The following is a 20,983-nucleotide window of genomic DNA, read 5'->3' as shown; positions in this document are numbered from 1 at the left end:
TGAGCGCAGCGACTTCGACCCGCCCACCCGGCGGGTTTTTTTTCTCCTGTCACCCACTGCCGTAGCGGATAACCCTTCACGCTATCGGGTCAATAGCCGAAAACTTCCTCGTAACCCTTGCGAAGCCGGGAACAATCCCCAAATGGGCAAGGCAATTGCTCTACAATCTTCATTCTCCCGCTCGCGAGTGATTCATGGTTCCCCACCTCGTTACCGCGTTGAACGGTCCGCTGCTCGAACTCGAGCAGAAGATCCTCGACGCGACGCCTGCGATCGAACGCTGGTTCAGGCTCGAATGGCAGGAACACACGCCGCCGTTCTATTGTTCGGTGGACCTGCGCAATGCCGGCTTCAAGCTGGCGCCCGTCGACGCGAACCTGTTTCCCGGCGCGTTCAACAATCTGCCGTCCGAAGTGCTGCCGCTCGCCGTGCAGGCCGCGATGGCCGCGATCGAGAAGATCTGCCCGGACGCGAAGAATCTGCTCGTGATTCCCGAGCTCCCGACCCGCAACGCGTTCTACCTGGAAAACGTCGCGCGGCTCGCGACGATCATGCGCCAGGCCGGCCTGCACGTGCGCTTCGGTTCGCTCGACCCCGGCATCACCGACATGACGCCGATCACGCTGGCCGACGGCCAGAAGATCGTGCTCGAACCGCTCGAGCGTTCGCAGCGCCGCCTCGGCCTGAAGAATTTCGATCCGTGCTCGATCCTGCTGAACAACGACCTGTCGGCCGGCATCCCGGCCGTGCTGGAAAACCTGCACGAGCAATATCTGCTGCCGCCGCTGCACGCGGGTTGGGCCGTGCGCCGCAAGTCGACGCACTTCGCGTGCTACGACGACGTCGCGAAGAAGTTCGCGAAGATGGTCGGCGTCGATCCGTGGATGGTGAATCCGTATTTCGCGCACGTGGAAGGCGTCGACTGGCAGGCGCATGAAGGCGAGCAGGCGCTCGCCGACGCGATCGACGGCGTGCTGAAGAAGATCGCGCGCAAGTATCGCGAATACGGGATCAGCGAGAAGCCGTACGTCGTCGTGAAGGCCGACGCGGGCACCGCGGGCCGCGGCGTAATGACCGTGCACGACGCGGCCGAGATCGGCCGCATGACGAAGGCCGAGCGCGCGCAGATGGCCGAATCGAAGGCCGGCCTCGCGGTGCGCGACGTGATCGTGCAGGAAGGCGTCTACACGTTCGAGCGCGTCGGCGACGAAGTGGCCGAGCCGGTTGTGTACATGATCGACCGCTACGTGGTCGGCGGCTTCTACCGCACGCACGGCGGCCGCGAGCGCGACCAGAACCTGAACGCGCCCGGCATGCATTACGTGCCGCTCGGCTTCGAGCACACCGCGCTGCCGGATGCAGGCGCCAAGCCGGGCGCCGCGCCGCCGAACCGTTTCTACATGTATGGCGTGGTCGCGCGGCTGTCGCTGATCGCGTCGTCGATCGAACTGGAAAAGACCGACCCCGAAGCCATCCAGGTGTAACGGACCTTCGCTACGTACAGGACCCGCATGGACATTCTTTTTATCGCCGACCCGCTCGAGCGTTTCAAGATCTACAAGGATTCGACCTACGCGATGATGGCGGAGGCCGCCCGGCGCGGGCATGCGGTGTACGCGTGCGAACCGCGCCATCTCGCGTGGACGGGCTCGGCGGTCGAGGCCGACGTGCGGCGCATCACGTTCGTCGGGGAACTGGACGACCTGCATCGCGACACCTGGTTCGAAGCCGGCGCGGTCGACGCGCGCCGTCTCGAATCGTTCGGCGCGGTGCTGATGCGCAAGGATCCGCCGTTCGACATGGAATACGTGACGTCGACGTGGCTGCTCGAGCTGGCCGAGCGCGCCGGCGCACGCGTGTTCAACAAGGCGCAGTCGATCCGCGATCATTCGGAGAAGCTCGCGATCGGCGAGTTTCCGCAGTTCGTCGCGCCGACGCTCGTCACGCGCGACGCGCAGCGTCTGCGCGCGTTCCACGCCGAGCACGGCGACGTGATCCTGAAGCCGCTCGACGGGATGGGCGGGATGGGCGTGTTCCGCGTGAAGCCGGACGGCATGAACCTCGGCTCGATCGTCGAGATGCTGAGCCACGACGGCACGCGCTCGGTGATGGCGCAGAAGTTCATTCCCGAGATCAAGGCCGGCGACAAGCGCATCCTGCTGATCGGCGGCGAGCCGGTGCCGTATTCGCTCGCGCGGATTCCGCAGGGCAGCGAGGTGCGCGGCAATCTGGCCGCGGGCGGGCTCGGCGTCGCGCAGCCGCTCACATCGCGCGATCGCGCGATCGCCGACACGCTGGGGCCGGTGCTCGCGTCGCGCGGGCTGCTGCTGGTCGGGCTCGACGCGATCGGCGACTGGCTGACCGAGGTGAACGTCACGAGCCCGACGTGCTTCCGCGAGATCATGGAGCAGACGGGCTTCGACGTCGCCGCGATGTTCATCGACGCGCTGGAGCGTGCGGCCGCGTAGGCCGCCTCCCGCGCAACTCCGGCGGCGGCCGCGCAGGTCCCCCGTCGCCGGAGCAGCTTGATCGGCCTGCTACAATGCCCGCTTGCCCGGTGCCGTGATCGGCGCACCGAAGGCCCGGCGGTCGGGCCGACACTGTTGCAAGGCTGAACATGAAACGTTCCCCATACTCGCTACGCTCATTGCCCCGCCGCGGGGTATCGGCCCGCCAGGGGCGGCCGGGAGCGATTTGACATGGCCGGGATCCTGATCATCGCGCACGCGCCGCTCGCCACCGCGCTGCGGGACTGCATCGCGCACATCTACGGCGGCGTGCCCGCCCGCATCGGCTGCATCGACGTGATGGCCGACAGCGATCCGGCCCAGGTGATGGCGTTCGCGCACGCGGAACTTGCGCGGCTGCGCGAAGAGAACGGCGTGGTCGTGCTGACCGACATGTACGGCGCGACGCCCGCGAACATCGCGGGCCAGCTCGCGAAGCTCGACAACGTGCGCGTGCTGGCCGGCGTGAACCTGCCGATGCTCGTGCGGGCCGTCTGCTACCGCACCGTGCCGCTCGACAAGCTGGTCGACAAGGCGCTGTCCGGCGGCGCGAAGGGCGTCCACGAGGTGTCGTCCGGCACGCCGCCGCCGCCGAGCGAAACCGGCTGCGGCCAGTGCGCGCCGATTCCGCCCGAACCGCAGCCACGCACCGAATCGCCCTGAGCCTCCGTCTCCGTTTTTCGTTTTAGACCGACCCGCCTGCGCGCGCCGCCGGCGGTCCCGACCGATCCGACCGAGAATCATGCTTCAACAAGAAACCACCATCGTCAATAAATTGGGGCTCCATGCGCGCGCATCGGCCAAGCTTACGCAACTGGCCGGCAACTTCCAGTCGGAAGTCTGGATGACACGCAACGGGCGCAAGATCAATGCGAAGAGCATCATGGGCGTGATGATGCTGGCGGCCGGCATCGGCAGCACCGTGACGATCGAGACCGAAGGTCCCGACGAGCGGGAAGCGATGGACGCGCTGCTGAAGCTGATCGCCGACAAGTTCGGCGAAGGCCAGTGATCGCGACGCGCGATCGTTGCCGTTTCCAGTCGGAATGCCGCGGATGTCGCGGCATTTTTTTCGTCGGAAGCATTGATGCGAAATGCGCAATGCTGCGCTGCATGCAGTCAACAGGGAGTCGCGGAATTTATAATCGCTAACCGGGGTCATAAGCGCATCGCAGCAGTGTGCCGCGGCTTTACTTGTACAGAGGAGGTGCGCGTGTCCTTCACGCTGCATGGCATTCCCGTCTCACGAGGTATCGCGATCGGGCGAGCGTACCTGATCGCGCCGGCGGCGCTCGACGTCGCCCATTACCTGATCGAGGTCAACCAGACCGACGCCGAGGTCGAGCGGTTCCGCACGGCGCTCGACGTCGTGCGTCGCGAGCTCGGAGCGCTGCGCGCCGACCTGACCGACGACACGCCGAGCGAAGTCGGCGCATTCATCGACGTCCACACGATGATCCTGAGCGACGAGATGCTCGTGCAGGAAACCATCGACCTGATCCGCACGCGCCGCTACAACGTCGAATGGGCGCTGACCGAGCAGCTCGAACTGCTCACGCGCCATTTCGACGACATCGAGGACGAATACCTGCGCGAGCGCAAGGCTGACATCGAGCAGGTGGTCGAGCGTGTGCTGAAGGCGCTCGCCGGCGCGCCGTCCGCGTCGCAGGCGCTCGATCGCGCGGCCCGCAACGGCACGAACGAGATGATCGTCGTCGCGCACGACATCGCGCCGGCCGACATGATGCAGTTCAAGACGCAGTCGTTCCAGGCGTTCGTCACCGATCTCGGCGGCCGCACGTCGCACACGGCGATCGTCGCGCGCAGCCTCGGCATTCCGGCCGCGGTCGGCGTCCAGCATGCGAGTTCGCTGATCCGCCAGGACGACCTGATCATCGTCGATGGCGACCAGGGCATCGTGATCGTCGATCCGGCGCCGATCGTCCTCGAGGAATACTCGTATCGCCAGTCCGAGAAGCTCCTCGAGCAACGCAAGCTGCAGCGCCTGAAGTTTTCGCCGACGCAAACCTTGTGCGGCACGAAGATCGACCTGTACGCGAACATCGAGTTGCCCGACGACGCGAAGGCGGCCGTCGAGGCCGGCGCGGTCGGCGTTGGTCTGTTTCGCTCCGAGTTCCTGTTCATGCATCAGAAGGCGATGCCGGAAGAGGAGGAGCAGTTCGCCGCATACAAGCGCGCCGTCGAGTGGATGAAGGGCATGCCGGTGACGATCCGCACGATCGACGTCGGCGCCGACAAACCGCTCGAGGCGCTCGACGAAGGCTACGAAACGGCGCCGAACCCGGCGCTCGGGCTGCGCGCGATCCGCTGGAGCCTGTCCGAGCCGCAGATGTTCCTCACGCAGTTGCGCGCGATCCTGCGCGCGTCCGCGTTCGGCCAGGTGAAGATCCTGATCCCGATGCTCGCGCATGCGCAGGAGATCGACCAGACGCTCGACCTGATCCGCGAGGCGAAACGCCAGCTCGACGACGCGGGGCTCGCATACGATCCGAACGTGCGCCTCGGCGCGATGATCGAGATTCCGGCCGCGGCGATCGCGCTGCCGCTGTTCCTGAAGCGCTTCGATTTCCTGTCGATCGGCACGAACGACCTGATCCAGTACACGCTCGCGATCGATCGCGCCGACAACGCGGTCGCGCACCTGTACGACCCGCTGCATCCGGCCGTGCTGCACCTGATCGCGTACACGTTGCGCGAGGCGAAGCGCGCGGGCGTGTCGGTGTCGGTGTGCGGGGAGATGGCGGGCGACCCGGCGCTCACGCGCCTGTTGCTCGGGATGGGGCTCACCGAGTTCTCGATGCACCCGAGCCAGTTGCTCGTCGTGAAGCAGGAGATCCTCCGCGCGCACCTGAAGGCGCTCGAGAAGCCGACGGCCGACGTGCTGGCCGCGTTCGAGCCGGAAGAAGTGCAGGCGGCGCTGCAGCGGCTATCGGTCGCCGAGCCGCGCGCGGATGCGGCCGCGTAGGCGTTTTCGCCGCCGCTAACGGTAGAGAAGTGTCACGCATGCGCGCTCTGGCGCATGCCCGTCGCGCGTCAGTGCCGGCCCCCGCACACGGGGCAGTCGGCCTGGCGCGCGATCTTCATCGTCGTCCATTCCATTCGCAGCGAATCGAGCATCATCAGCCGCCCGCTGAGCGTCTTGCCGATGCCGCCGATCACGCGCAGCGCCTCGGCCGCCTGCATCGCGCCGATGATCCCGACGGTCGGCGCGAACACGCCCATCGTCGCGCACGCGACTTCCTCGAACGGCTGGTCTTCCGGGAACACGCACGCATAGCAGGGCGCGGCTGCGTCGCGGAAATCGAACGTGCTGATCTGGCCGTCGAAGCGCAGGGCGGCGCCCGACACGAGCGGCACGCCGTGCGCGACGCATGCGCGGTTGATCGCATGCCGCGTCGCGAAGTTGTCGGTGCAGTCGAGCACGACGCTCGCGTGCGGCACGTGCGCATCGAGCCACGCGTCGTCGACGCGCGCCGCGACCGCGTTCACCGTCACCTCGGGATTCAGCTGCGCGAGCGCGTCGCGCCCCGATTCGACCTTGCTGCGGCCGACCGACGCCGTCCCGTGCAGGATCTGCCGCTGCAGGTTCGTGAGGTCGACCGTATCGGCGTCGACGAGCGTGAGCGTGCCGACCCCCGACGCCGCGAGATACATCGCGGCCGGCGAGCCGAGGCCGCCCGCGCCGACGACGATCGCATGCGCATCGAGAAAGCGCTGTTGCGCATCGATGCCGATTTCGTCGACGAGGATGTGGCGGGAATAGCGAAGGAGTTGATCGTCGTTCATGGGGAATCGTGAGCGAGGCGGGCGGACGTTCGTTATTTTAGGCGCGCATGAAAAACGGGCCATCGCGGTCTTCCCGCGATGGCCCGTTGGATGCCGCCCGGCGCTTACTGCGGCGCCGACGCGGGCTTCGGTGCGGAAGCCGGCTTCGCGGCGCTCGCGCCCGATGCCTTCGCCGCCGTGGCGGCCTTGGCGGCCGGGCCCTTCGTCGTGCTCTCGGCGAGCAGCGACTTCGACGCCTGGACCGGCTTGCCTTCGAGCTTGTTGAGCGCCTGCTGCATCATGAAGTCGTCGGCGCTGCCGAACTCGATCGGCTTGCGATCGCGATCCTTCTGGCGTTGCTCCGGCGTCTTCTTGTCGTTCTGCTCCTCGAGAATGCGCAGCTGATCCAGCCGGCGCTGCTCGCGCTCTTCCTGTTCCTTCTTCTCGTTCGGGTCCTGCGTGTTCGCGAGGTGGTTCGTGTAGTCGACCTCGCGCGTCACGAGCACGTCGTCCGGATCGCCGTCCGCGTACTGATCGACCGGCACGTCCGGCGTGATGCCCTTGTTCTGGATCGAACGGCCGCTCGGCGTGTAGTAGTACGCGGTGGTCAGGCGCAGCGCGGTGTCGGCCGTCATCGGGCGGACCGTCTGCACCGAACCCTTGCCGAACGTCGTCTTGCCCATGATCTGCGCGCGCTTCGAATCCTGCAGCGCACCGGCGACGATTTCCGACGCGGACGCCGAATACGCGTTCGTCAGCACGATCATCGGCACGGTCTTGAAGACCGGCGGCAGGTTCTTCAGCGGATCGCCGTCGAAGGACGGCAGGCGATAGTTGTCGTACGTATCGCGGTAGACCTGCTTCGAATCGGGGATCTGGCCGTTGGTCGACACGACGACCGAGTCGGGCGGCAGGAACGCGCCGGCCACGCCGACCGCGCTCTGCAGCAGGCCGCCGCCGTTGTTGCGCAGGTCGAGGATCAGGCCCTTCAGGTTCGGCTGCTGGCGCGCGATGTCCTGCAGCTTCTGCGCGAGATCGGGTGTCGTGCGCTCCTGGAAGCTCGTGATGCGGACGTACGCGTAGCCCGGATCGAGCATCTTCATCTTCACGCTCTGGACCTTGATGATCGCGCGCGTGACGGTGACCGGGAACGTGCGGTCGTCGCTCTTGCGGAAGATCGTCAGCGTGACCTTGGTGCCCGGCTCGCCGCGCATCTGCTTGACGGCCTTGTCGAGCGTCATGCCGCGCACCGGCTTGTCGTTGATGCGCGTGATCAGGTCGCCCGGACGGATGCCGGCGCGGAACGCGGGCGTATCCTCGATCGGCGAGATCACCTTGACGAGGCCGTCTTCCTGCGAGATCTCGATGCCGAGGCCCGCGAAGCGGCCCTTCGTCTGCTCCTGCAGTTCGTCATAGTCGGTCTTGTCGAGGAACGACGAGTGCGGGTCGAGGCTCGACACCATGCCCTTGATCGCGGCCGTCAGCAGCTTCTTGTCGTCGACCGGTTCGACGTACTCGCGCTTGATCTGCCCGAATACTTCCGCGAACAGGCGGAGCTGGTCGAGGGGAAGCGGCGCCGTGGCGGTCTGCTCGGCCGATGCGGAAACCTGCAGCGTGGCGAACACGCCCGTGGCGAGGCCCGCGGCAATCAGGCCGATGTTCTTCAAATTCATTCGCATAGAGAGTCTGGTGCGGTCGGGAAGCGCGTGGCGGTAGCGGGGATGTAGCGGACAAGTATAACTGTTCGTCCGATTACTCAGTGGAACGGCGCGAAAAGCGTCGAAAAGGCCGCTGAGGGCCCGGCCGGGGCGCCGCCGGGCGCGCTGCGGGGTTCGAAAGCGGATTCGACCGCGGCAGGGCCGGGAAGGTTCGCGCGGCGTGCGGGCCGAGGCCGGGCCCGGCGCCGCGCCGGGCGTCAGCCCGCCTTGCCCTGCTTCGCGACGGCGGCCTGCGCCTGCGCGATCGCGTCCGCGTCGCCGAGGTAGTAGTGCTTGATCGGCTTCAGGTTCTCGTCGAGTTCATACACGAGCGGTACGCCGTTCGGGATGTTCAGGCCGACGATGTCGCTGTCCGAGATGCCGTCGAGGTACTTGATCAGCGCGCGCAGCGAGTTGCCGTGCGCGGCGATCAGCACTTGCTTGCCGGCGCGCACCGCCGGCGCGATCGACTCGTTCCACAGCGGCAGCACGCGCGCGACCGTGTCCTTCAGGCATTCGGTGAGCGGCAGCTGCTCGCGCGGCACCTTCGCGTAGCGCGGATCGTTGAACGGCGCGCGCTCGTCGGTCGGCTCGAGCGCGGGCGGCGGCGTGTCGTAGCTGCGGCGCCACACGAGCACCTGCTCGTCGCCGAACTTCGCGGCCGTTTCCGCCTTGTTGAGGCCCGACAGCGCGCCGTAGTGGCGCTCGTTCAGGCGCCACGAATGGACGACCGGCAGGTACATCAGGTCCATCTTGTCCTGCACGTGCCACAGCGTGCGGATCGCGCGCTTGAGCACCGACGTGTACGCGATGTCGAACGTGTAGCCGGCCTCCTTGAGCAATTCGCCGGCCTGGTAGGCCTCGTTGCGACCCTGTTCGGTCAGGTCGACGTCGACCCAGCCGGTGAAGCGGTTTTCCTTGTTCCACGTCGATTCGCCGTGGCGGATGAGAACGAGTTTGTACATGGATCTTGCGGTCGGTAGTGAGAGGGAAGCGGGGCGCGTCGCGCGGCGCCCGGACCGGGCCCGCCATCGCGCAAGGCGGTTATTTTATAATGGCCGGATTGTCCTCATCCGATTTCTCTTTTTCCGGCGACATTCCGTGACGTTCTTTACCAATTACACGAACCTGGCCCTTATCGCGATCCTGCTGGTTTCCGGCGGCCTGCTGGCATGGCCGGCCCTGCGCCGTGGCCGCGGCGGCCTGTCGGCCGCGGAGGCGACGCAGCTCATCAATCGCCGCAACGCGGTCGTGATCGACCTGCGCACCGCGTCCGATTTCGCCGCCGGCCATCTGCCGTCGGCGCGTCAGGTCGCGGCGGGCGAGATCGGCGCGAAAATTGCGCAGGTCGCGAAGAACAAGAGCACCCCGGTGCTGCTCGTCTGCCAGAACGGCCAGCAGTCGCAGAAGGCGGCGCGCGAGGTCGAGGCGGCGGGTTACGCCGAGGTGCACGTGCTCGAGGGCGGCGTGGCCGCCTGGCAGCAGGCCGGGATGCCGGTCGTCAAACAAGGAGTGGCGAAGTGAACAAGGTTTTGATGTACAGCACGCAGGTGTGTCCGTATTGCATGCAGGCCGAGCGCCTGCTGAAGCTGCGCGGCGTCGAGCAGATCGAGAAGGTGCTGATCGATCGCGATCCGGCCCGCCGCGAGGAAATGATGACGCGCACGGGGCGCCGCACGGTGCCGCAGATCTATATCGGCGACACGCACGTCGGCGGTTACGACGATCTGTCGAAGCTCGACCGCGAAGGCGGCCTCGTGCCGCTTCTGCAAGCGGCCTGATTAGGGCAGAATGGCCGCCGGCCGCGCCGCGGGCTTGGGCGCGCAGGATTCATCCGTGGCGGCCGGCGAACAGCCGGGCCGCCCCGTCACCACTTTTAGGGAAACACCATGTCCGACGTCGAAAACCAACCGTTCTTCAACATCCAGCGCGTCTACCTGAAGGATATGTCGCTCGAGCAGCCGAATTCGCCGGCGATCTTCCTCGAGCAGGACATGCCGTCGGTTGAAGTCGAAGTCGACGTCAAGGCCGACCGCCTCGCGGAAAGCGTGTTCGAAGTCGTCGTGTCGGGTACCGTCACCGCGAAGGTGAAGGACAAGGTCGCGTTCCTGATCGAAGCGAAGCAGGCGGGCATTTTCGACATCCGCAACATTCCGGACGAACAGCTCGATCCGCTCGTCGGCATCGCGTGCCCGACGATCCTGTTCCCGTACCTGCGCTCGAACATCGCCGACGCGATCACGCGCGCCGGCTTCCCGCCGATCCACCTCGCGGAAATCAACTTCCAGGCGCTGTACGAGCAGCGTCTCGCGCAGCTTCAGCAGCAGGCCGGCGCGGCAGGTGCACCGAACGGCGCGCCGAATGGCACGACGCTGAACTGACGTTTCGCTCGGACCGGTGCTGGGTATGAAAGTAGCCGTTCTCGGCGCCGGTGCCTGGGGCACCGCGCTCGCGGGCCATCTGGCCGCGCGGCACGATACGCTTCTGTGGGCGCGCGACGCCGCGCTCATCGCCGGGCTGCAGGCCCGGCACGAAAATTCCCGCTATCTCGACGGCATCGCGCTGCCCGACGCGCTGCGCTACGACGCCGATCTCGGCGCCGCGCTCGCGCATGGCGCCGCGGACGACGCGCTGTGCGTGATCGCCGCGCCGGTGGCCGGGCTGCGCACGCTGTGTCACGCGATGCGCGACGCGGGCTGCGTGCCCGCGCACGTCGTCTGGGTCTGCAAGGGCTTCGAGGCCGACACGCATCTGCTGCCGCATCAGGTGATCGCGGCCGAGCTGCCCGAACAGCAGAGCAACGGCGTGCTGTCGGGGCCGAGCTTCGCGCGCGAGGTCGGTCAGTCGCTGCCCGTCGCGTTGACGGTGGCGAGCGCGTCGGCCGAATGCCGCGAGCGCACGCTTGCCGCGTTCCATCACGGCGCGATGCGGATCTATACGGGCGACGACGTGGTCGGCGTCGAGGTCGGCGGCGCGGTGAAGAACGTGCTGGCGATCGCGACCGGCATTTCCGACGGCCTCGGCCTCGGGCTGAACGCGCGCGCCGCGCTGATCACGCGCGGCCTCGCGGAAATGTCGCGGCTCGGCGTGGCGCTCGGCGGCCGCGCGGAAACCTTCACGGGCCTCACGGGCCTCGGCGACCTGATCCTGACCGCGACGGGCGACCTGTCGCGCAACCGCACGGTGGGCCTGCAACTGGCGGCCGGCCGCACGCTGAACGACGTCCTCGGCGCGCTCGGCCACGTGGCCGAAGGCGTGCGCTGCGCGCAGGCCGTGCTGGCGCTCGCGCGCGCGCAGTCGATCGACATGCCGATCACGCAAGCCGTGTGCGGCGTGCTGTTCGACGGGATCGCGCCGCGCGACGCCGTCAGCGGCCTGCTGCGCCGCGACGCGCGCGCCGAGTAGCACGGGCCGCGATCGCCCGGCACGATTGCGCCGGGCGCGCGGCGCCAAAGCGGACTACGCTTGAATCGTCTCCGGCGTTCCGCGAGGGTGTCATGCTGCAGATCCATTCCACCACGCTCGATGCGCAACGCGTCGACATCACGACGCTCGACGTCGATGCGATCGTCAACGCGGCGAACGGCTCGCTGCTCGGCGGGGGCGGCGTCGACGGCGCGATCCACCGCGCGGCCGGCCCCGGCCTGCTCGCCGAGTGCCGCACGCTCGGCGGCTGCGACACCGGCGACGCGAAGCTCACGCGCGGCCACGGGTTGCCTGCGCGCTACGTGATCCACGCGGTGGGGCCGGTCTGGTACGGCGGCGCACGCGGCGAAGCCGATCTGCTCGCGTCGTGCTACCGGCGCGCGATCGAACTGGCCGAAGAAGTCGCCGCGACGTCGATCGCGTTTCCGGCGATCAGTTGCGGTATTTATCGCTATCCGGCCGGCGAGGCCGTCGACATTGCAGTCGGCACCGTCGCCGAAATGCTGCCGCAGGCGCCGAGCCTCGCACGCGTGATATTCGCGTGCTTTTCCCCCGACATTTACGACCTGTACTGCGCGCGGCTCGCGCGAACCTGACGCCTTCAGCGCCGCGGGGCGCGTCCGGCGCGCGTCAGGCGCCGCCCTCGAAGCCGGCCTGGCGCCACGCCTCGAACACGACCACCGCGACCGTGTTCGACAGGTTCAGGCTGCGGTTGTCCGGCCGCATCGGCAGGCGCACGCGCTGTTCGTTCGGGAAGCGTTCGAGCAGCTCGGCGGGCAGGCCGCGCGTTTCCGAGCCGAACACGAACCAGTCGCCGGGCAGGAACGCGTGATCGTGGAAGCGGCCCGAGCCGCGCGTCGTGAACGCAAATATCCGCGCGGGATCGGGCACTTCGGCGGCGACGAACGCGTCCCAGTCGCGGTGCACGCGCATCTGCGCATACTCGTGATAGTCGAGGCCGGCGCGACGCATCCGCGCGTCGTCGAGCGGAAAGCCGAGCGGCTCGATCAGGTGCAGGTGCGCGCCGGTGTTCGCGCACAGGCGGATCACGTTGCCGGTGTTCGGCGGAATTTCGGGGGCGACGAGGACGACGTTGAACATGTTTCGGTTTGGCTGGGCCGACGGGGCCGCGCGATGCGCGCGGGTTCCCGGCCGGCCGGTTCGTGACGGCCGCCTGCGGGCGGCCGGCCTCTCTATCTAATTAATCCCTGGCGGTGCGCAGCGCAACCAGATTCGTCACGCGCACGGCGCCCGCCGCCTTCAGCGCCTGCGCGGCCGCCGCGAGCGTCGCGCCGGACGTCATCACGTCGTCGACGAGCGCGACGTGGCGGCCGGCGACGCCGCCTGCCACCGCGAAAGCCGCCATCACGTTGTCGCGCCGTGCGTGCCGGTCGAGCCGCGACTGCGGCGCGGTGTCGGCGACGCGCGCGAGCAAGGCTGCGTCCGCCGGCACGCGGAGCCGGCGCGCGAGCGGACGCGCGATCGCCCACGCCTGGTTGTAGCCGCGCGCGACGAGTCGCCGGTGCGACAACGGCACCGGCGCGACGAGATCGAAGCCGCTCGCGCCGCGCGTATCGTCGACCAGCCGCGCCAGCCGGGCCGCGAATTCGCCGCCGAGCGCGAGCCGTGCGTGAAACTTCAGGCCGCGCGCGAGTTCGTCGAGCGGCGCGCGGTAATCGGCGAGCGCGAGCGTCGCGTCGAACGGCGGTGGCGCGGTGCAGCACGTTTCGCACCGGTACGCGGACGTGCTACCGACGCCGCTGCGACCGCCGCCGCGTGACCGCGCGTGCCCGACACCGAGCGGCACCGCGCAAACCTCGCAGCGCAGCCGCGCTTCATTCCAGTACGCGGCATCGCAGGCGCCGCAAATCACCGCGTGTGACAAATTGCCGCACAATGCACAGCGATTCGGCAGCGTGACCGCGGCGACGCGCACGACCAGCGCGCGAACCTGCGACAAAACGACGCGCATCGTGCGCTCGGCGGAACCGCGGACCATCGCAACACTCCTGGCATGCCGCCTCAATGAAGCTTGCGAGGCGAGCGAGTATACTTCGGGCTCTTCGCCAGTGTGCCCGACATGTCCCCAGCTTCGACTTCCACCGGCCGTCCGGCCAATGACGCCAGGCGCCTGCGGCGGATCTTCGACCGCCGTGCCGCCACGTTCGACGCGGTTGCGTTCCTGCCGCGCGAGATCGCGCAGCGGATGAACGAGCGCCTCGAATACATCAAGGTGAGCCCCGCGGCCGTGCTGGACGCGGGCTGCGGCCCGGGCGACGACCTGCCGGCGCTGCGCGCGCGCTTTCCGGAAGCGCCGGTGTTCGGCGTGGACCTGTCCGGCGCGATGCTCGCGCGGGCCGGTCAGCGCGAGGTCGAGCAGACCACCTGGCGCCGCTGGCTGCCGGCGTCGCTCGGCCGGGCGCTGGGCCAGCGCGGCCCGCGCGTCGCGCAGGCCGACTTCGCCGCGCTGCCGTTTGCCGGCGGCGCGTTCGACCTGATCTGGTCGAATCTCGCGCTCCACTGGCATTCGCGTCCCGATACCGTCTTCCCCGAATGGCAGCGCGTGCTGCGCGTCAATGGGCTGCTGATGTTCAGCACGCTCGGCCCCGACACGCTGCGCGAGCTGCGCGCGGCCTGCGCGGACGCCGAAGCGGCGCTCGGCGTCGCGCCGCCCGCCGCGCGCGTGATCGATTTCGTCGACATGCACGACCTCGGCGACATGCTCGTCGAGAGCGGCTTCGAAATTCCCGTGATGGACCAGGAAGTGCTGACCGTCACCTACCAATCCCCCGATACGCTGCTCGCCGACGTGCGCCGCTGGGGCGCCTATCCGTTCGAGCGCACGGCGCCGCAGCATGCGACGCGGCGCTTTCGCGCGGCGCTCGGCGATGCGCTCGACGCGCGCCGGCGCGAGGACGGCACGATCCCGCTCACGTTCGAGGTGATCTACGGCCACGCATGGAAGGCCGTGCCGCGCACGACCGCGGAAGGGCACGGGATCGTGCGCATCGAGGACATCGGCAAGGGGCGTCCGAAGAATCGGTAAAGCGGTAAAGAGGGGTTTTGTTATGTCCGAAATTAGCGGCGCAAAGCGGGGTCGAATTGGCGGCAAAAACGGCCGGAAAGCTTGTCGCACTTGGCTTGGCGGGCGATAGGCGCTTGCTTGTGGATGCCATTGAACCCGCCTATAATGCGTCAGCTTGTCGTCCCGGGGTCCCCGCAATACGGGGCGACGAGTCCGATGCAGGCATGCATCGCATGCCATTCGCGTGAGGCGGCGATGGAAGCAGCGAGCGTTTTGGCGAAGACGGCGGACAGCGAACCGGTCCTCGAAGACTGGCTGATGAAACGCAACTGTTCGGTGTCGCCACGCCAGTTCGTGCTGTTTTATGCGTCGCTCGCGGGCTTCTCGCTGGCGATCGCGGCGTTGCTGATGTGGAGAGGGGCCTGGCTCGTCATGCCCTTCACCGGCATCGAGCTGCTGGCGGTGGGTGTCGCATTTGCGATCTATGCTCGCCATGCGGTCGATTACGAGCGCATCAGGCTGTTTCCGCACCGGCTCGTGATCGAGCGGATGGATGCGGAGCGGCTCACGCAGATCGAATTCAACCCGCGCTGGGTGCGGGTCGAGCCGGGTGCGACGCCACGCGATCCGATTCGACTGGTATCGCGCGGGCAGACCGTCGTAATCGGGCAGCATCTCGCGCAGTACAAGCGTGCGCAGTTCGCCGACGAACTGCGCGTGTCGCTCAGGCGCTGCGGCTGACGAGGCGCAGTCATCGGCCGGAACGGGCCGGTGCTTGCGACGGGGGAGGGTTTGAATGGAAATTTTGGGTAAGGATGCTATGAAAACAATCAAGCGAGCCCTCGCGGGCGTGCTGGCATGCAGCGGATTGCTCTTTGCCGGTGCGGCCCTGGCGGTCGGTGATAGCCCGGGCGGCCCCCGTGTCAACGAGATCAACTTTCAGCCGCCTGTCACGAAGATCGCCGAGGAGCTCTACGATCTCCACACGATGATGCTGATCCTGTGTACGGTGATCTTCGTCGGCGTGTTCGGCGTGATGTTCTATTCGATCTTCGCGCACCGCAAATCCAAGGGCCACAAGGCCGCCAATTTCCATGAAAGCACGACCGTCGAGATCATCTGGACGATCGTGCCGTTCGTCATCGTCGTGCTGATGGCGCTGCCGGCGACGAAGGCCGTCGTCGCGATGAAGGACACGACGAACGCCGATCTCACGATCAAGGTCACCGGCTACCAGTGGAAGTGGGGCTACGACTACGTGAAGGGCCCGGGCGAGGGCATCGGCTTCCTGTCGACGCTGACCACCCCGCGCGACGAAGTGATGGGCAAGAAGCCGATCACCGACACCTATCTGCAGGAAGTCGACAATCCGCTCGTCGTGCCGGTCAACAAGAAGATCCGCATCATCACGACCGCGAACGACGTCGTCCACTCGTGGTACGTGCCCGCGTTCGGCGTGAAGCAGGATGCGATCCCCGGCTTCGTGCGCGACACGTGGTTCAAGGCCGACAAGGTCGGCACGTTCCGCGGTTTCTGTACCGAGCTGTGCGGCAAGGAACACGCGTACATGCCGGTCGTAGTCGAAGTCCTGTCGGACGACGACTACGCGAAGTGGGTCACCGCGCAGAAGGCGAAGCTGGCCGGCGCGGCGGTCGATCCGAACAAGGTCTACACGATGGCCGAACTCGTCGCGCACGGCGAGGAAGTCTACAAGGCGAACTGCGCGGCCTGCCACCAGGTGAACGGCAAGGGCCTCGGCGCATTCCCGGCGATGGACGGCAGCCCGATCGTGAACGGCCCGATCGCCGCGCACGTCGAGCGCGTGCTGCACGGCAAGGGCGCGATGCCGTCGTGGGCGTCGCTGTCGGACCTCGACATCGCTTCGGTCGTCACGTACGAACGCAACTCGTGGGGCAACCACAAGAACGACCTGCTGCAGCCGAAGCAAGTGGCCGACGCACGCAACGGCAAGCTGCCGGAAGACACGGCAGGCGCGGCGACGGCAACGGCCCCGGCCGAAGCGGCTTCGGCGCCGGCGCAAGCCGCGTCGGGCGCCGAGCAGCCGGCGGCAGCGGCATCGGCCGCGCTGTCGACGATCTACTTCGAGACGGGCAAGAGCGTGCTGCCGGCCGACGCGAAGGCGGCGATCGCCGCCGCGGCCGACTATGCGAAGGCGCATCCGGACGCGAAGCTCGCACTGTCGGGCTTCACCGACAAGACGGGCTCGGCCGACGCGAACGCCGAACTGGCGAAGCATCGGGCGCAGGCCGTGCGCGATGCGCTGAAGGCAGCAGGCGTGGCGGAAGACCACATTATTCTCAAAAAGCCGGAAACGATCACGGGCGGGGCTGACGCGAAGGAAGCCCGGCGTGTCGAGATCGGCCCGGCGGCTTGACGTGTCGCTGAGTTAGTCGACGTATTCGCATTAGGAGATTCTCATGTCTAGCATCGGGCACGACGTAGCCGCGGACCACGCGCACGACGACCACGCGCACGAAGCCCCGCACGGCTGGCGTCGCTGGCTGTTCGCCACCAACCACAAGGACATCGGTACGCTGTACCTGCTGTTCTCGTTCATCATGTTCCTGTCGGGCGGCGTGATGGCGCTCGGCATCCGTGCCGAGCTGTTCGAGCCGGGCCTGCAGATCATGCGTCCGGAGTTCTTCAACGAACTCACGACGATGCACGGCCTGATCATGGTGTTCGGCGCGATCATGCCGGCGTTCGTCGGCTTCGCGAACTGGATGATTCCGCTGCAGATCGGCGCATCCGACATGGCGTTCGCGCGGATGAACAACTTCAGCTTCTGGCTGCTGCCGGTCGCGGCCGTGCTGCTGGTCGGCTCGTTCTTCGCGCCGGGCGGCGCGACGGCCGCCGGCTGGACGCTGTACGCACCGCTGTCGACGCAGATGGGCCCGGGCATGGACTTCGCGATCTTCGCGGTCCACATCATGGGCGCGTCGTCGATCATGGGCGGGATCAACATCGTCGTGACGATCCTGAACATGCGCGCACCGGGCATGACGCTGATGAAGATGCCGATGTTCGCGTGGACGTGGCTGATCACCGCGTACCTGCTGATCGCCGTGATGCCGGTTCTGGCAGGCGCGATCACGATGGTGCTGTTCGACCGCCACTTCGGCACGTCGTTCTTCAACGCGGCAGGCGGCGGCGACCCGGTGATGTACCAGCACATCTTCTGGTTCTTCGGCCACCCCGAGGTGTACATCATGATTCTGCCGGCGTTCGGGATCGTGTCGCAGGTGATCCCGGCGTTCGCACGCAAGACGCTGTTCGGCTATAGCTCGATGGTGTACGCGACGGCGTCGATCGCGATCCTGTCGTTCATGGTCTGGGCGCACCACATGTTCGCGACGGGCATGCCGGTCACCGGCCAGCTGTTCTTCATGTACGCGACGATGCTGATCGCGGTGCCGACGGGCGTGAAGGTGTTCAACTGGCTCGCGACGATGTGGCGCGGCTCGATGACGTTCGAAACCCCGATGCTGTTCGCGATCGGCTTCCTGTTCGTGTTCACGTTCGGCGGCCTGACGGGCCTGATGCTCGCGATGGCGCCGCTCGACATCCAGTATCACGGCACCTACTTCGTGGTCGCGCACTTCCACTACGTGCTGGTGGCCGGTTCGCTGTTCGCGCTGTTCTCGGGCTGGTACTACTGGGCGCCGAAGTGGACGGGCTGGATGTACAACGAGACGCGCGGCAAGATCCACTTCTGGGCGTCGATGATCTTCTTCAACCTGACGTTCTTCCCGATGCACTTCGTCGGTCTCGCGGGCATGCCGCGCCGCTATGCGGACTACCCGGCGCAGTTCACGGACTTCAACCAGGTGGCGACGATCGGCGCATTCGGCTTCGGCCTCGCACAGGTGTACTTCCTGTTCGCGGTCGCGCTGCCGGCCTACCGCGGCGGCGGCGACCTGGAAAAGGCGTCGGACAAGCCGTGGGATGGCGCGACGGGCCTCGAGTGGACGGTGCCGAGCCCGGCTCCGTTCCACACGTTCGAGCAACCGCCGCACGTCGAGTAAGTTTCACCGAGCGTTTCGCCGCTGCCTGCCGCGCAGGCAGGCGCGGCGGGCGCGGAACGGAAGTTTCAGCGAAGTTTCAGATGACCCGGAATCCATCAGAAAGACGAACGCCCGAGCAGATTCGCGCGGGCAACAAGCGGCTCGGCCTCACCCTGCTCGTCATCGCCGCCGTTTTTTTCGTGGGTGTCGTGATCAAGCAGTGGTGGCTGTCCACCCACTGATGCAGCAACTGACGCAGTAGCGAGGAAGTCGTCGTATGTCGAAGCCGGAAGAGCCGGAAGCGGGCGCCGTGGATCGCGCGTTCAATCGTTCGATGCTGGTGAAGCTCTTCGTCGTGGCCGGGCTGATGTTCGGTTTCGGCTTCGCGCTGATCCCGATGTATCGGGCGATTTGCCAGATCACCGGCATCAACAACCTGGTGCAGCGCGATGTCAGCGAGCGCGAGGTGAAGAACTCGCAGGTCGACACCAGCCGCACGGTGTCGGTCGAGTTCGATGCGAACGCACGCGGGCCGCTCGGGTTCAAGCCGGAGCACAACAGCCTCGACGTGCATCCGGGCGAACTGACGACGATCGTGTACGACGTGACGAACGGGCAGGGCCGGCCGGTCGTCGCGCAGGCGATTCCGAGCTACGCGCCGAAGCAGGCGACCGAGTTCTTCAAGAAGATCGAATGCTTTTGCTTCACGCAGCAGACGCTGACCGCGAACGAGTCGCGCAAGATGCCGGTGGTGTTCGTGATCGACCCGAAATTGCCGAAGGACGTGAAGACGATCACGTTGTCGTACACGTTCTTCGAGCTGAATACCCCGGCCACGCCGGCGCCGGCGCAGCGCAGTACGGCGGCGCAGGGTGCGGCGAAGCCGGACGCATGACGAAGGAGACGGGGCGATGACGGAAACCAAGCGGAGCGGGACGTTCGGTCAGGCGCTGAAAGCGGTGCTGTGGTCGTTCTTCGGGGTGCGCAAGCGGCGCGACCTGGAGGCCGATGCGACGCAGCTCAATCCGCTGCACGTGCTGATCGTCGCGTTGCTCGCGGCCGGCGTGTTCATCGGCGTGCTGATCCTGATCGTGCGTGCGGTCGTGGGCTGAAGGCGCGCGGCTAGCGGCCCGCGGCCTCGAAAGAATGCAGTGCGCGGCGCCACGGCGCGGCGTGCAGGGAAGAGCGGTGGCGGTCTCGCCGCGCAAGAAATAAAGCCGGAGCGGTTTCCGGTACACAAATTGGACTGAAGTGGAGAATCAAGCATGAGCGGTCAAAACCAGACCCCGTACTATTTCGTGCCGCATCCGTCGCAGCATCCGATCAGCGCGGCCATCGGCCTGCTGGTCATGCTCGGGTCGACAGCGCTGTGGATCAACGGTCACGACTGGGCGCCGTATGCGGCGCTGCTCGGCCTGCTGTGGTTGCTCTTCACGCTGTATCACTGGTTCGGCGACGCGATCGCCGAATCGGAAGGCGGTCAATACGGCAAGAACGTCGACAAGTCGTACCGCTGGAGCATGAGCTGGTTCATCTTCTCGGAAGTGATGTTCTTCGGCGCATTCTTCGGCGCGCTGTTCTATGCGCGTGAAATCGCGCTGCACCAGCTCGGCAGCCTCGACTACAAGCTGATCTGGCCGGACTTCTCCGCCGTGTGGCCGAACGAAGGCCCCGCCGCGCTCGCCGGTCACTTCAAGACGATGGGCCCGTGGCCGATCCCGACGCTGAACACCGCGTTCCTGCTGTCGTCGGGCGTGACGCTGACGATCTCGCACCACGCGCTGCGCGACGATCATCGCAAGAAGGCGATCGCGTGGCTCGCCGCGACGCTCGTGTTCGGTGTCTGCTTCCTGTTCCTGCAGGGCTTCGAGTACTACCACGCATACAACGAACTGAACCTGACGCTGAACTCGGGCGTGTACGGTTCGACGTTCTTCCTGCTGACCGGCTTCCACGGCTTCCACGTGTTCCTCGGTGGCACGATGCTCGCGGTGGTGCTGGTGCGGATGATCCGCGGCCACTTCAAGCCCGATCATCACTTCGCATTCGAAGGCGCCGCGTGGTACTGGCACTTCGTCGACGTCGTCTGGCTCGGCCTGTACGTCGTCGTCTACTGGCTGTAAATGGAAAAACGGCCCGCGCAGCGATGCGCGGGCCGTTTTCATTGGTGTCGCGGGCGCGGCGGCGACGCTGCGCGCGACACCACCCTGGCGCCGCCGCGACTCAGTCAGGCGGCGCTTTTACTTGGTGGCGCGGCCGTGCGGCTAATTGTCACAGCGGTCGGCGCGGCGACGGCATCAACGTCCGACCGGCAAACCGGTCGAATGGATCCAGCCCATCCAGTTCGCGAACAGGATGAGCAGGAACAGCGACACCGACAGCCCGACGCGGGTGGCGAGCGACCAGACCATGCGCTTCGTATGGCCGCGGTCGTGCATCATGAAGTAGAGCGCCGAGCCCATGCTGGCAATGATGAGGACGAAGGCGATGGGAACGAGTATGTGCATGACGCGAACC

General features: G+C 66.9%; 24 protein-coding genes. 18 read left to right on the top strand and 6 right to left on the bottom strand.

Going from position 1 to position 20,983, the window contains the following annotated elements; all coding sequences use genetic code 11:
- Positions 1 to 194 precede the first annotated feature (194 nt).
- The 5 genes from gshA to ptsP all read left to right on the top strand — a co-directional run bounded on the left by gshA (position 195) and on the right by ptsP (position 5,493).
- Positions 195 to 1,484 (top strand): glutamate--cysteine ligase, encoded by a 1,290-nt coding sequence (gshA, locus tag KR541_RS14890; RefSeq protein WP_050014757.1) that lies wholly within the window; start codon positions 195 to 197, stop codon positions 1,482 to 1,484.
- Between the two features lie 27 nt (positions 1,485 to 1,511).
- Entirely contained in the window at positions 1,512 to 2,468 is a 957-nt protein-coding gene (gene gshB, locus KR541_RS14885; RefSeq protein ID WP_050014759.1) for a glutathione synthase, read from the top strand.
- A 231-nt stretch (positions 2,469 to 2,699) separates the two neighbouring features.
- On the top strand, positions 2,700 to 3,170 hold the full coding sequence (locus KR541_RS14880) for a PTS sugar transporter subunit IIA (protein WP_050014761.1): 471 nt from the start codon (positions 2,700 to 2,702) through the stop codon (positions 3,168 to 3,170).
- A 79-nt stretch (positions 3,171 to 3,249) separates the two neighbouring features.
- The gene (locus KR541_RS14875; RefSeq protein WP_006477716.1) at positions 3,250 to 3,519 is read left to right on the top strand and encodes an HPr family phosphocarrier protein; all 270 of its coding nucleotides are present in this window, start codon (positions 3,250 to 3,252) and stop codon (positions 3,517 to 3,519) included.
- 201 nt (positions 3,520 to 3,720) lie between these two features.
- Entirely contained in the window at positions 3,721 to 5,493 is a 1,773-nt protein-coding gene (gene ptsP, locus KR541_RS14870; protein WP_216089602.1) for a phosphoenolpyruvate--protein phosphotransferase, read from the top strand.
- 68 nt (positions 5,494 to 5,561) lie between these two features.
- Here ptsP and KR541_RS14865 read toward each other — a convergent pair whose 3' ends face one another.
- The 3 genes from KR541_RS14865 to gpmA all read right to left on the bottom strand — a co-directional run bounded on the left by KR541_RS14865 (position 5,562) and on the right by gpmA (position 8,955).
- A complete protein-coding gene (locus KR541_RS14865; RefSeq protein WP_050014775.1) occupies positions 5,562 to 6,314 on the bottom strand; it encodes a HesA/MoeB/ThiF family protein in 753 nt (250 codons plus the stop codon).
- 104 nt (positions 6,315 to 6,418) lie between these two features.
- Complete coding sequence (locus tag KR541_RS14860; RefSeq protein WP_050014777.1) at positions 6,419 to 7,972, bottom strand: S41 family peptidase; 1,554 nt, start codon at positions 7,970 to 7,972, stop codon at positions 6,419 to 6,421.
- A 236-nt stretch (positions 7,973 to 8,208) separates the two neighbouring features.
- Positions 8,209 to 8,955, bottom strand: coding sequence for a 2,3-diphosphoglycerate-dependent phosphoglycerate mutase (gpmA, locus tag KR541_RS14855; protein WP_050014779.1), 747 nt, complete (start codon positions 8,953 to 8,955; stop codon positions 8,209 to 8,211).
- A 136-nt stretch (positions 8,956 to 9,091) separates the two neighbouring features.
- On the opposite strand from gpmA, the gene KR541_RS14850 reads away from it, so the two are divergent.
- The 5 genes from KR541_RS14850 to KR541_RS14830 all read left to right on the top strand — a co-directional run bounded on the left by KR541_RS14850 (position 9,092) and on the right by KR541_RS14830 (position 12,012).
- A complete protein-coding gene (locus KR541_RS14850) occupies positions 9,092 to 9,514 on the top strand; it encodes a rhodanese-like domain-containing protein (RefSeq protein WP_050014781.1) in 423 nt (140 codons plus the stop codon).
- A complete protein-coding gene (gene grxC / locus KR541_RS14845; protein WP_006477722.1) occupies positions 9,511 to 9,771 on the top strand; it encodes a glutaredoxin 3 in 261 nt (86 codons plus the stop codon). The genes KR541_RS14850 and grxC overlap by 4 nt, the downstream gene beginning before the upstream one ends.
- A 108-nt stretch (positions 9,772 to 9,879) precedes the next feature.
- Positions 9,880 to 10,371 carry a protein-export chaperone SecB gene (gene secB, locus KR541_RS14840; RefSeq protein ID WP_006481561.1) on the top strand — a complete coding sequence of 164 codons (492 nt, stop codon included), beginning with the start codon at positions 9,880 to 9,882 and terminating at the stop codon, positions 10,369 to 10,371.
- A gap of 25 nt (positions 10,372 to 10,396) precedes the next feature.
- Positions 10,397 to 11,395 (top strand): NAD(P)H-dependent glycerol-3-phosphate dehydrogenase, encoded by a 999-nt coding sequence (locus tag KR541_RS14835; protein WP_050014785.1) that lies wholly within the window; start codon positions 10,397 to 10,399, stop codon positions 11,393 to 11,395.
- A gap of 92 nt (positions 11,396 to 11,487) precedes the next feature.
- On the top strand, positions 11,488 to 12,012 hold the full coding sequence (locus KR541_RS14830; RefSeq protein WP_050014787.1) for an O-acetyl-ADP-ribose deacetylase: 525 nt from the start codon (positions 11,488 to 11,490) through the stop codon (positions 12,010 to 12,012).
- A gap of 34 nt (positions 12,013 to 12,046) precedes the next feature.
- Here KR541_RS14830 and trmL read toward each other — a convergent pair whose 3' ends face one another.
- Positions 12,047 to 12,517 carry a tRNA (uridine(34)/cytosine(34)/5-carboxymethylaminomethyluridine(34)-2'-O)-methyltransferase TrmL gene (gene trmL, locus KR541_RS14825; RefSeq protein WP_050014789.1) on the bottom strand — a complete coding sequence of 157 codons (471 nt, stop codon included), beginning with the start codon at positions 12,515 to 12,517 and terminating at the stop codon, positions 12,047 to 12,049.
- Between the two features lie 100 nt (positions 12,518 to 12,617).
- On the bottom strand, positions 12,618 to 13,415 hold the full coding sequence (locus KR541_RS14820) for a ComF family protein (protein ID WP_050014792.1): 798 nt from the start codon (positions 13,413 to 13,415) through the stop codon (positions 12,618 to 12,620).
- Positions 13,416 to 13,496: 81 nt separating this feature from the next.
- On the opposite strand from KR541_RS14820, the gene KR541_RS14815 reads away from it, so the two are divergent.
- The 8 genes from KR541_RS14815 to KR541_RS14780 all read left to right on the top strand — a co-directional run bounded on the left by KR541_RS14815 (position 13,497) and on the right by KR541_RS14780 (position 20,589).
- On the top strand, positions 13,497 to 14,462 hold the full coding sequence (locus KR541_RS14815) for a methyltransferase domain-containing protein (RefSeq protein ID WP_050014794.1): 966 nt from the start codon (positions 13,497 to 13,499) through the stop codon (positions 14,460 to 14,462).
- A 195-nt stretch (positions 14,463 to 14,657) separates the two neighbouring features.
- Positions 14,658 to 15,182 (top strand): DUF2244 domain-containing protein, encoded by a 525-nt coding sequence (locus KR541_RS14810; RefSeq protein WP_050014795.1) that lies wholly within the window; start codon positions 14,658 to 14,660, stop codon positions 15,180 to 15,182.
- 55 nt (positions 15,183 to 15,237) lie between these two features.
- Positions 15,238 to 16,836: a cytochrome c oxidase subunit II gene (gene coxB, locus KR541_RS14805; protein ID WP_124556152.1), complete on the top strand. Its 1,599-nt coding sequence runs from the start codon at positions 15,238 to 15,240 to the stop codon at positions 16,834 to 16,836.
- A 43-nt stretch (positions 16,837 to 16,879) separates the two neighbouring features.
- The gene (gene ctaD, locus KR541_RS14800) at positions 16,880 to 18,487 is read left to right on the top strand and encodes a cytochrome c oxidase subunit I (protein ID WP_050014798.1); all 1,608 of its coding nucleotides are present in this window, start codon (positions 16,880 to 16,882) and stop codon (positions 18,485 to 18,487) included.
- An 80-nt stretch (positions 18,488 to 18,567) separates the two neighbouring features.
- Positions 18,568 to 18,708 (top strand): cytochrome oxidase small assembly protein, encoded by a 141-nt coding sequence (locus KR541_RS14795; protein ID WP_089435671.1) that lies wholly within the window; start codon positions 18,568 to 18,570, stop codon positions 18,706 to 18,708.
- Positions 18,709 to 18,743: 35 nt separating this feature from the next.
- Positions 18,744 to 19,361: a cytochrome c oxidase assembly protein gene (locus tag KR541_RS14790; RefSeq protein ID WP_050014800.1), complete on the top strand. Its 618-nt coding sequence runs from the start codon at positions 18,744 to 18,746 to the stop codon at positions 19,359 to 19,361.
- Positions 19,362 to 19,377: 16 nt separating this feature from the next.
- Positions 19,378 to 19,578 (top strand): DUF2970 domain-containing protein, encoded by a 201-nt coding sequence (locus tag KR541_RS14785; RefSeq protein ID WP_050014802.1) that lies wholly within the window; start codon positions 19,378 to 19,380, stop codon positions 19,576 to 19,578.
- Between the two features lie 153 nt (positions 19,579 to 19,731).
- On the top strand, positions 19,732 to 20,589 hold the full coding sequence (locus KR541_RS14780) for a cytochrome c oxidase subunit 3 (protein WP_050014804.1): 858 nt from the start codon (positions 19,732 to 19,734) through the stop codon (positions 20,587 to 20,589).
- A gap of 174 nt (positions 20,590 to 20,763) precedes the next feature.
- Here KR541_RS14780 and KR541_RS14775 read toward each other — a convergent pair whose 3' ends face one another.
- Positions 20,764 to 20,973: a twin transmembrane helix small protein gene (locus KR541_RS14775; RefSeq protein ID WP_050014806.1), complete on the bottom strand. Its 210-nt coding sequence runs from the start codon at positions 20,971 to 20,973 to the stop codon at positions 20,764 to 20,766.
- Positions 20,974 to 20,983 lie beyond the last annotated feature (10 nt).

This window comes from Burkholderia sola, from assembly GCF_905400185.1.
Classification (GTDB): Bacteria; Pseudomonadota; Gammaproteobacteria; order Burkholderiales; family Burkholderiaceae; genus Burkholderia; species Burkholderia sola.
This window is presented reverse-complemented; position numbering and strand designations above follow the sequence as displayed.

Bases quoted from the DNA above. Each gene is read 5' to 3' on its own strand.
- KR541_RS14785 (WP_050014802.1), top strand. From the start codon at position 19,378: ATGACGGAAACCAAGCGGAGCGGGACGTTCGGTCAGGCGCTGAAAGCG.
- KR541_RS14830 (WP_050014787.1), top strand. From the start codon at position 11,488: ATGCTGCAGATCCATTCCACCACGCTCGATGCGCAACGCGTCGACATC.
- secB (WP_006481561.1), top strand. From the start codon at position 9,880: ATGTCCGACGTCGAAAACCAACCGTTCTTCAACATCCAGCGCGTCTAC.
- KR541_RS14775 (WP_050014806.1), bottom strand. From the start codon at position 20,973: ATGCACATACTCGTTCCCATCGCCTTCGTCCTCATCATTGCCAGCATG.
- gshB (WP_050014759.1), top strand. From the start codon at position 1,512: ATGGACATTCTTTTTATCGCCGACCCGCTCGAGCGTTTCAAGATCTAC.
- gshA (WP_050014757.1), top strand. From the start codon at position 195: ATGGTTCCCCACCTCGTTACCGCGTTGAACGGTCCGCTGCTCGAACTC.
- trmL (WP_050014789.1), bottom strand. From the start codon at position 12,517: ATGTTCAACGTCGTCCTCGTCGCCCCCGAAATTCCGCCGAACACCGGC.
- coxB (WP_124556152.1), top strand. From the start codon at position 15,238: ATGGAAATTTTGGGTAAGGATGCTATGAAAACAATCAAGCGAGCCCTC.
- KR541_RS14815 (WP_050014794.1), top strand. From the start codon at position 13,497: ATGTCCCCAGCTTCGACTTCCACCGGCCGTCCGGCCAATGACGCCAGG.
- KR541_RS14865 (WP_050014775.1), bottom strand. From the start codon at position 6,314: ATGAACGACGATCAACTCCTTCGCTATTCCCGCCACATCCTCGTCGAC.
- KR541_RS14795 (WP_089435671.1), top strand. From the start codon at position 18,568: ATGACCCGGAATCCATCAGAAAGACGAACGCCCGAGCAGATTCGCGCG.
- KR541_RS14835 (WP_050014785.1), top strand. From the start codon at position 10,397: ATGAAAGTAGCCGTTCTCGGCGCCGGTGCCTGGGGCACCGCGCTCGCG.
- KR541_RS14860 (WP_050014777.1), bottom strand. From the start codon at position 7,972: ATGCGAATGAATTTGAAGAACATCGGCCTGATTGCCGCGGGCCTCGCC.
- KR541_RS14880 (WP_050014761.1), top strand. From the start codon at position 2,700: ATGGCCGGGATCCTGATCATCGCGCACGCGCCGCTCGCCACCGCGCTG.
- gpmA (WP_050014779.1), bottom strand. From the start codon at position 8,955: ATGTACAAACTCGTTCTCATCCGCCACGGCGAATCGACGTGGAACAAG.
- KR541_RS14810 (WP_050014795.1), top strand. From the start codon at position 14,658: ATGCAGGCATGCATCGCATGCCATTCGCGTGAGGCGGCGATGGAAGCA.
- ctaD (WP_050014798.1), top strand. From the start codon at position 16,880: ATGTCTAGCATCGGGCACGACGTAGCCGCGGACCACGCGCACGACGAC.
- KR541_RS14820 (WP_050014792.1), bottom strand. From the start codon at position 13,415: ATGGTCCGCGGTTCCGCCGAGCGCACGATGCGCGTCGTTTTGTCGCAG.
- KR541_RS14780 (WP_050014804.1), top strand. From the start codon at position 19,732: ATGAGCGGTCAAAACCAGACCCCGTACTATTTCGTGCCGCATCCGTCG.
- KR541_RS14875 (WP_006477716.1), top strand. From the start codon at position 3,250: ATGCTTCAACAAGAAACCACCATCGTCAATAAATTGGGGCTCCATGCG.
- KR541_RS14790 (WP_050014800.1), top strand. From the start codon at position 18,744: ATGTCGAAGCCGGAAGAGCCGGAAGCGGGCGCCGTGGATCGCGCGTTC.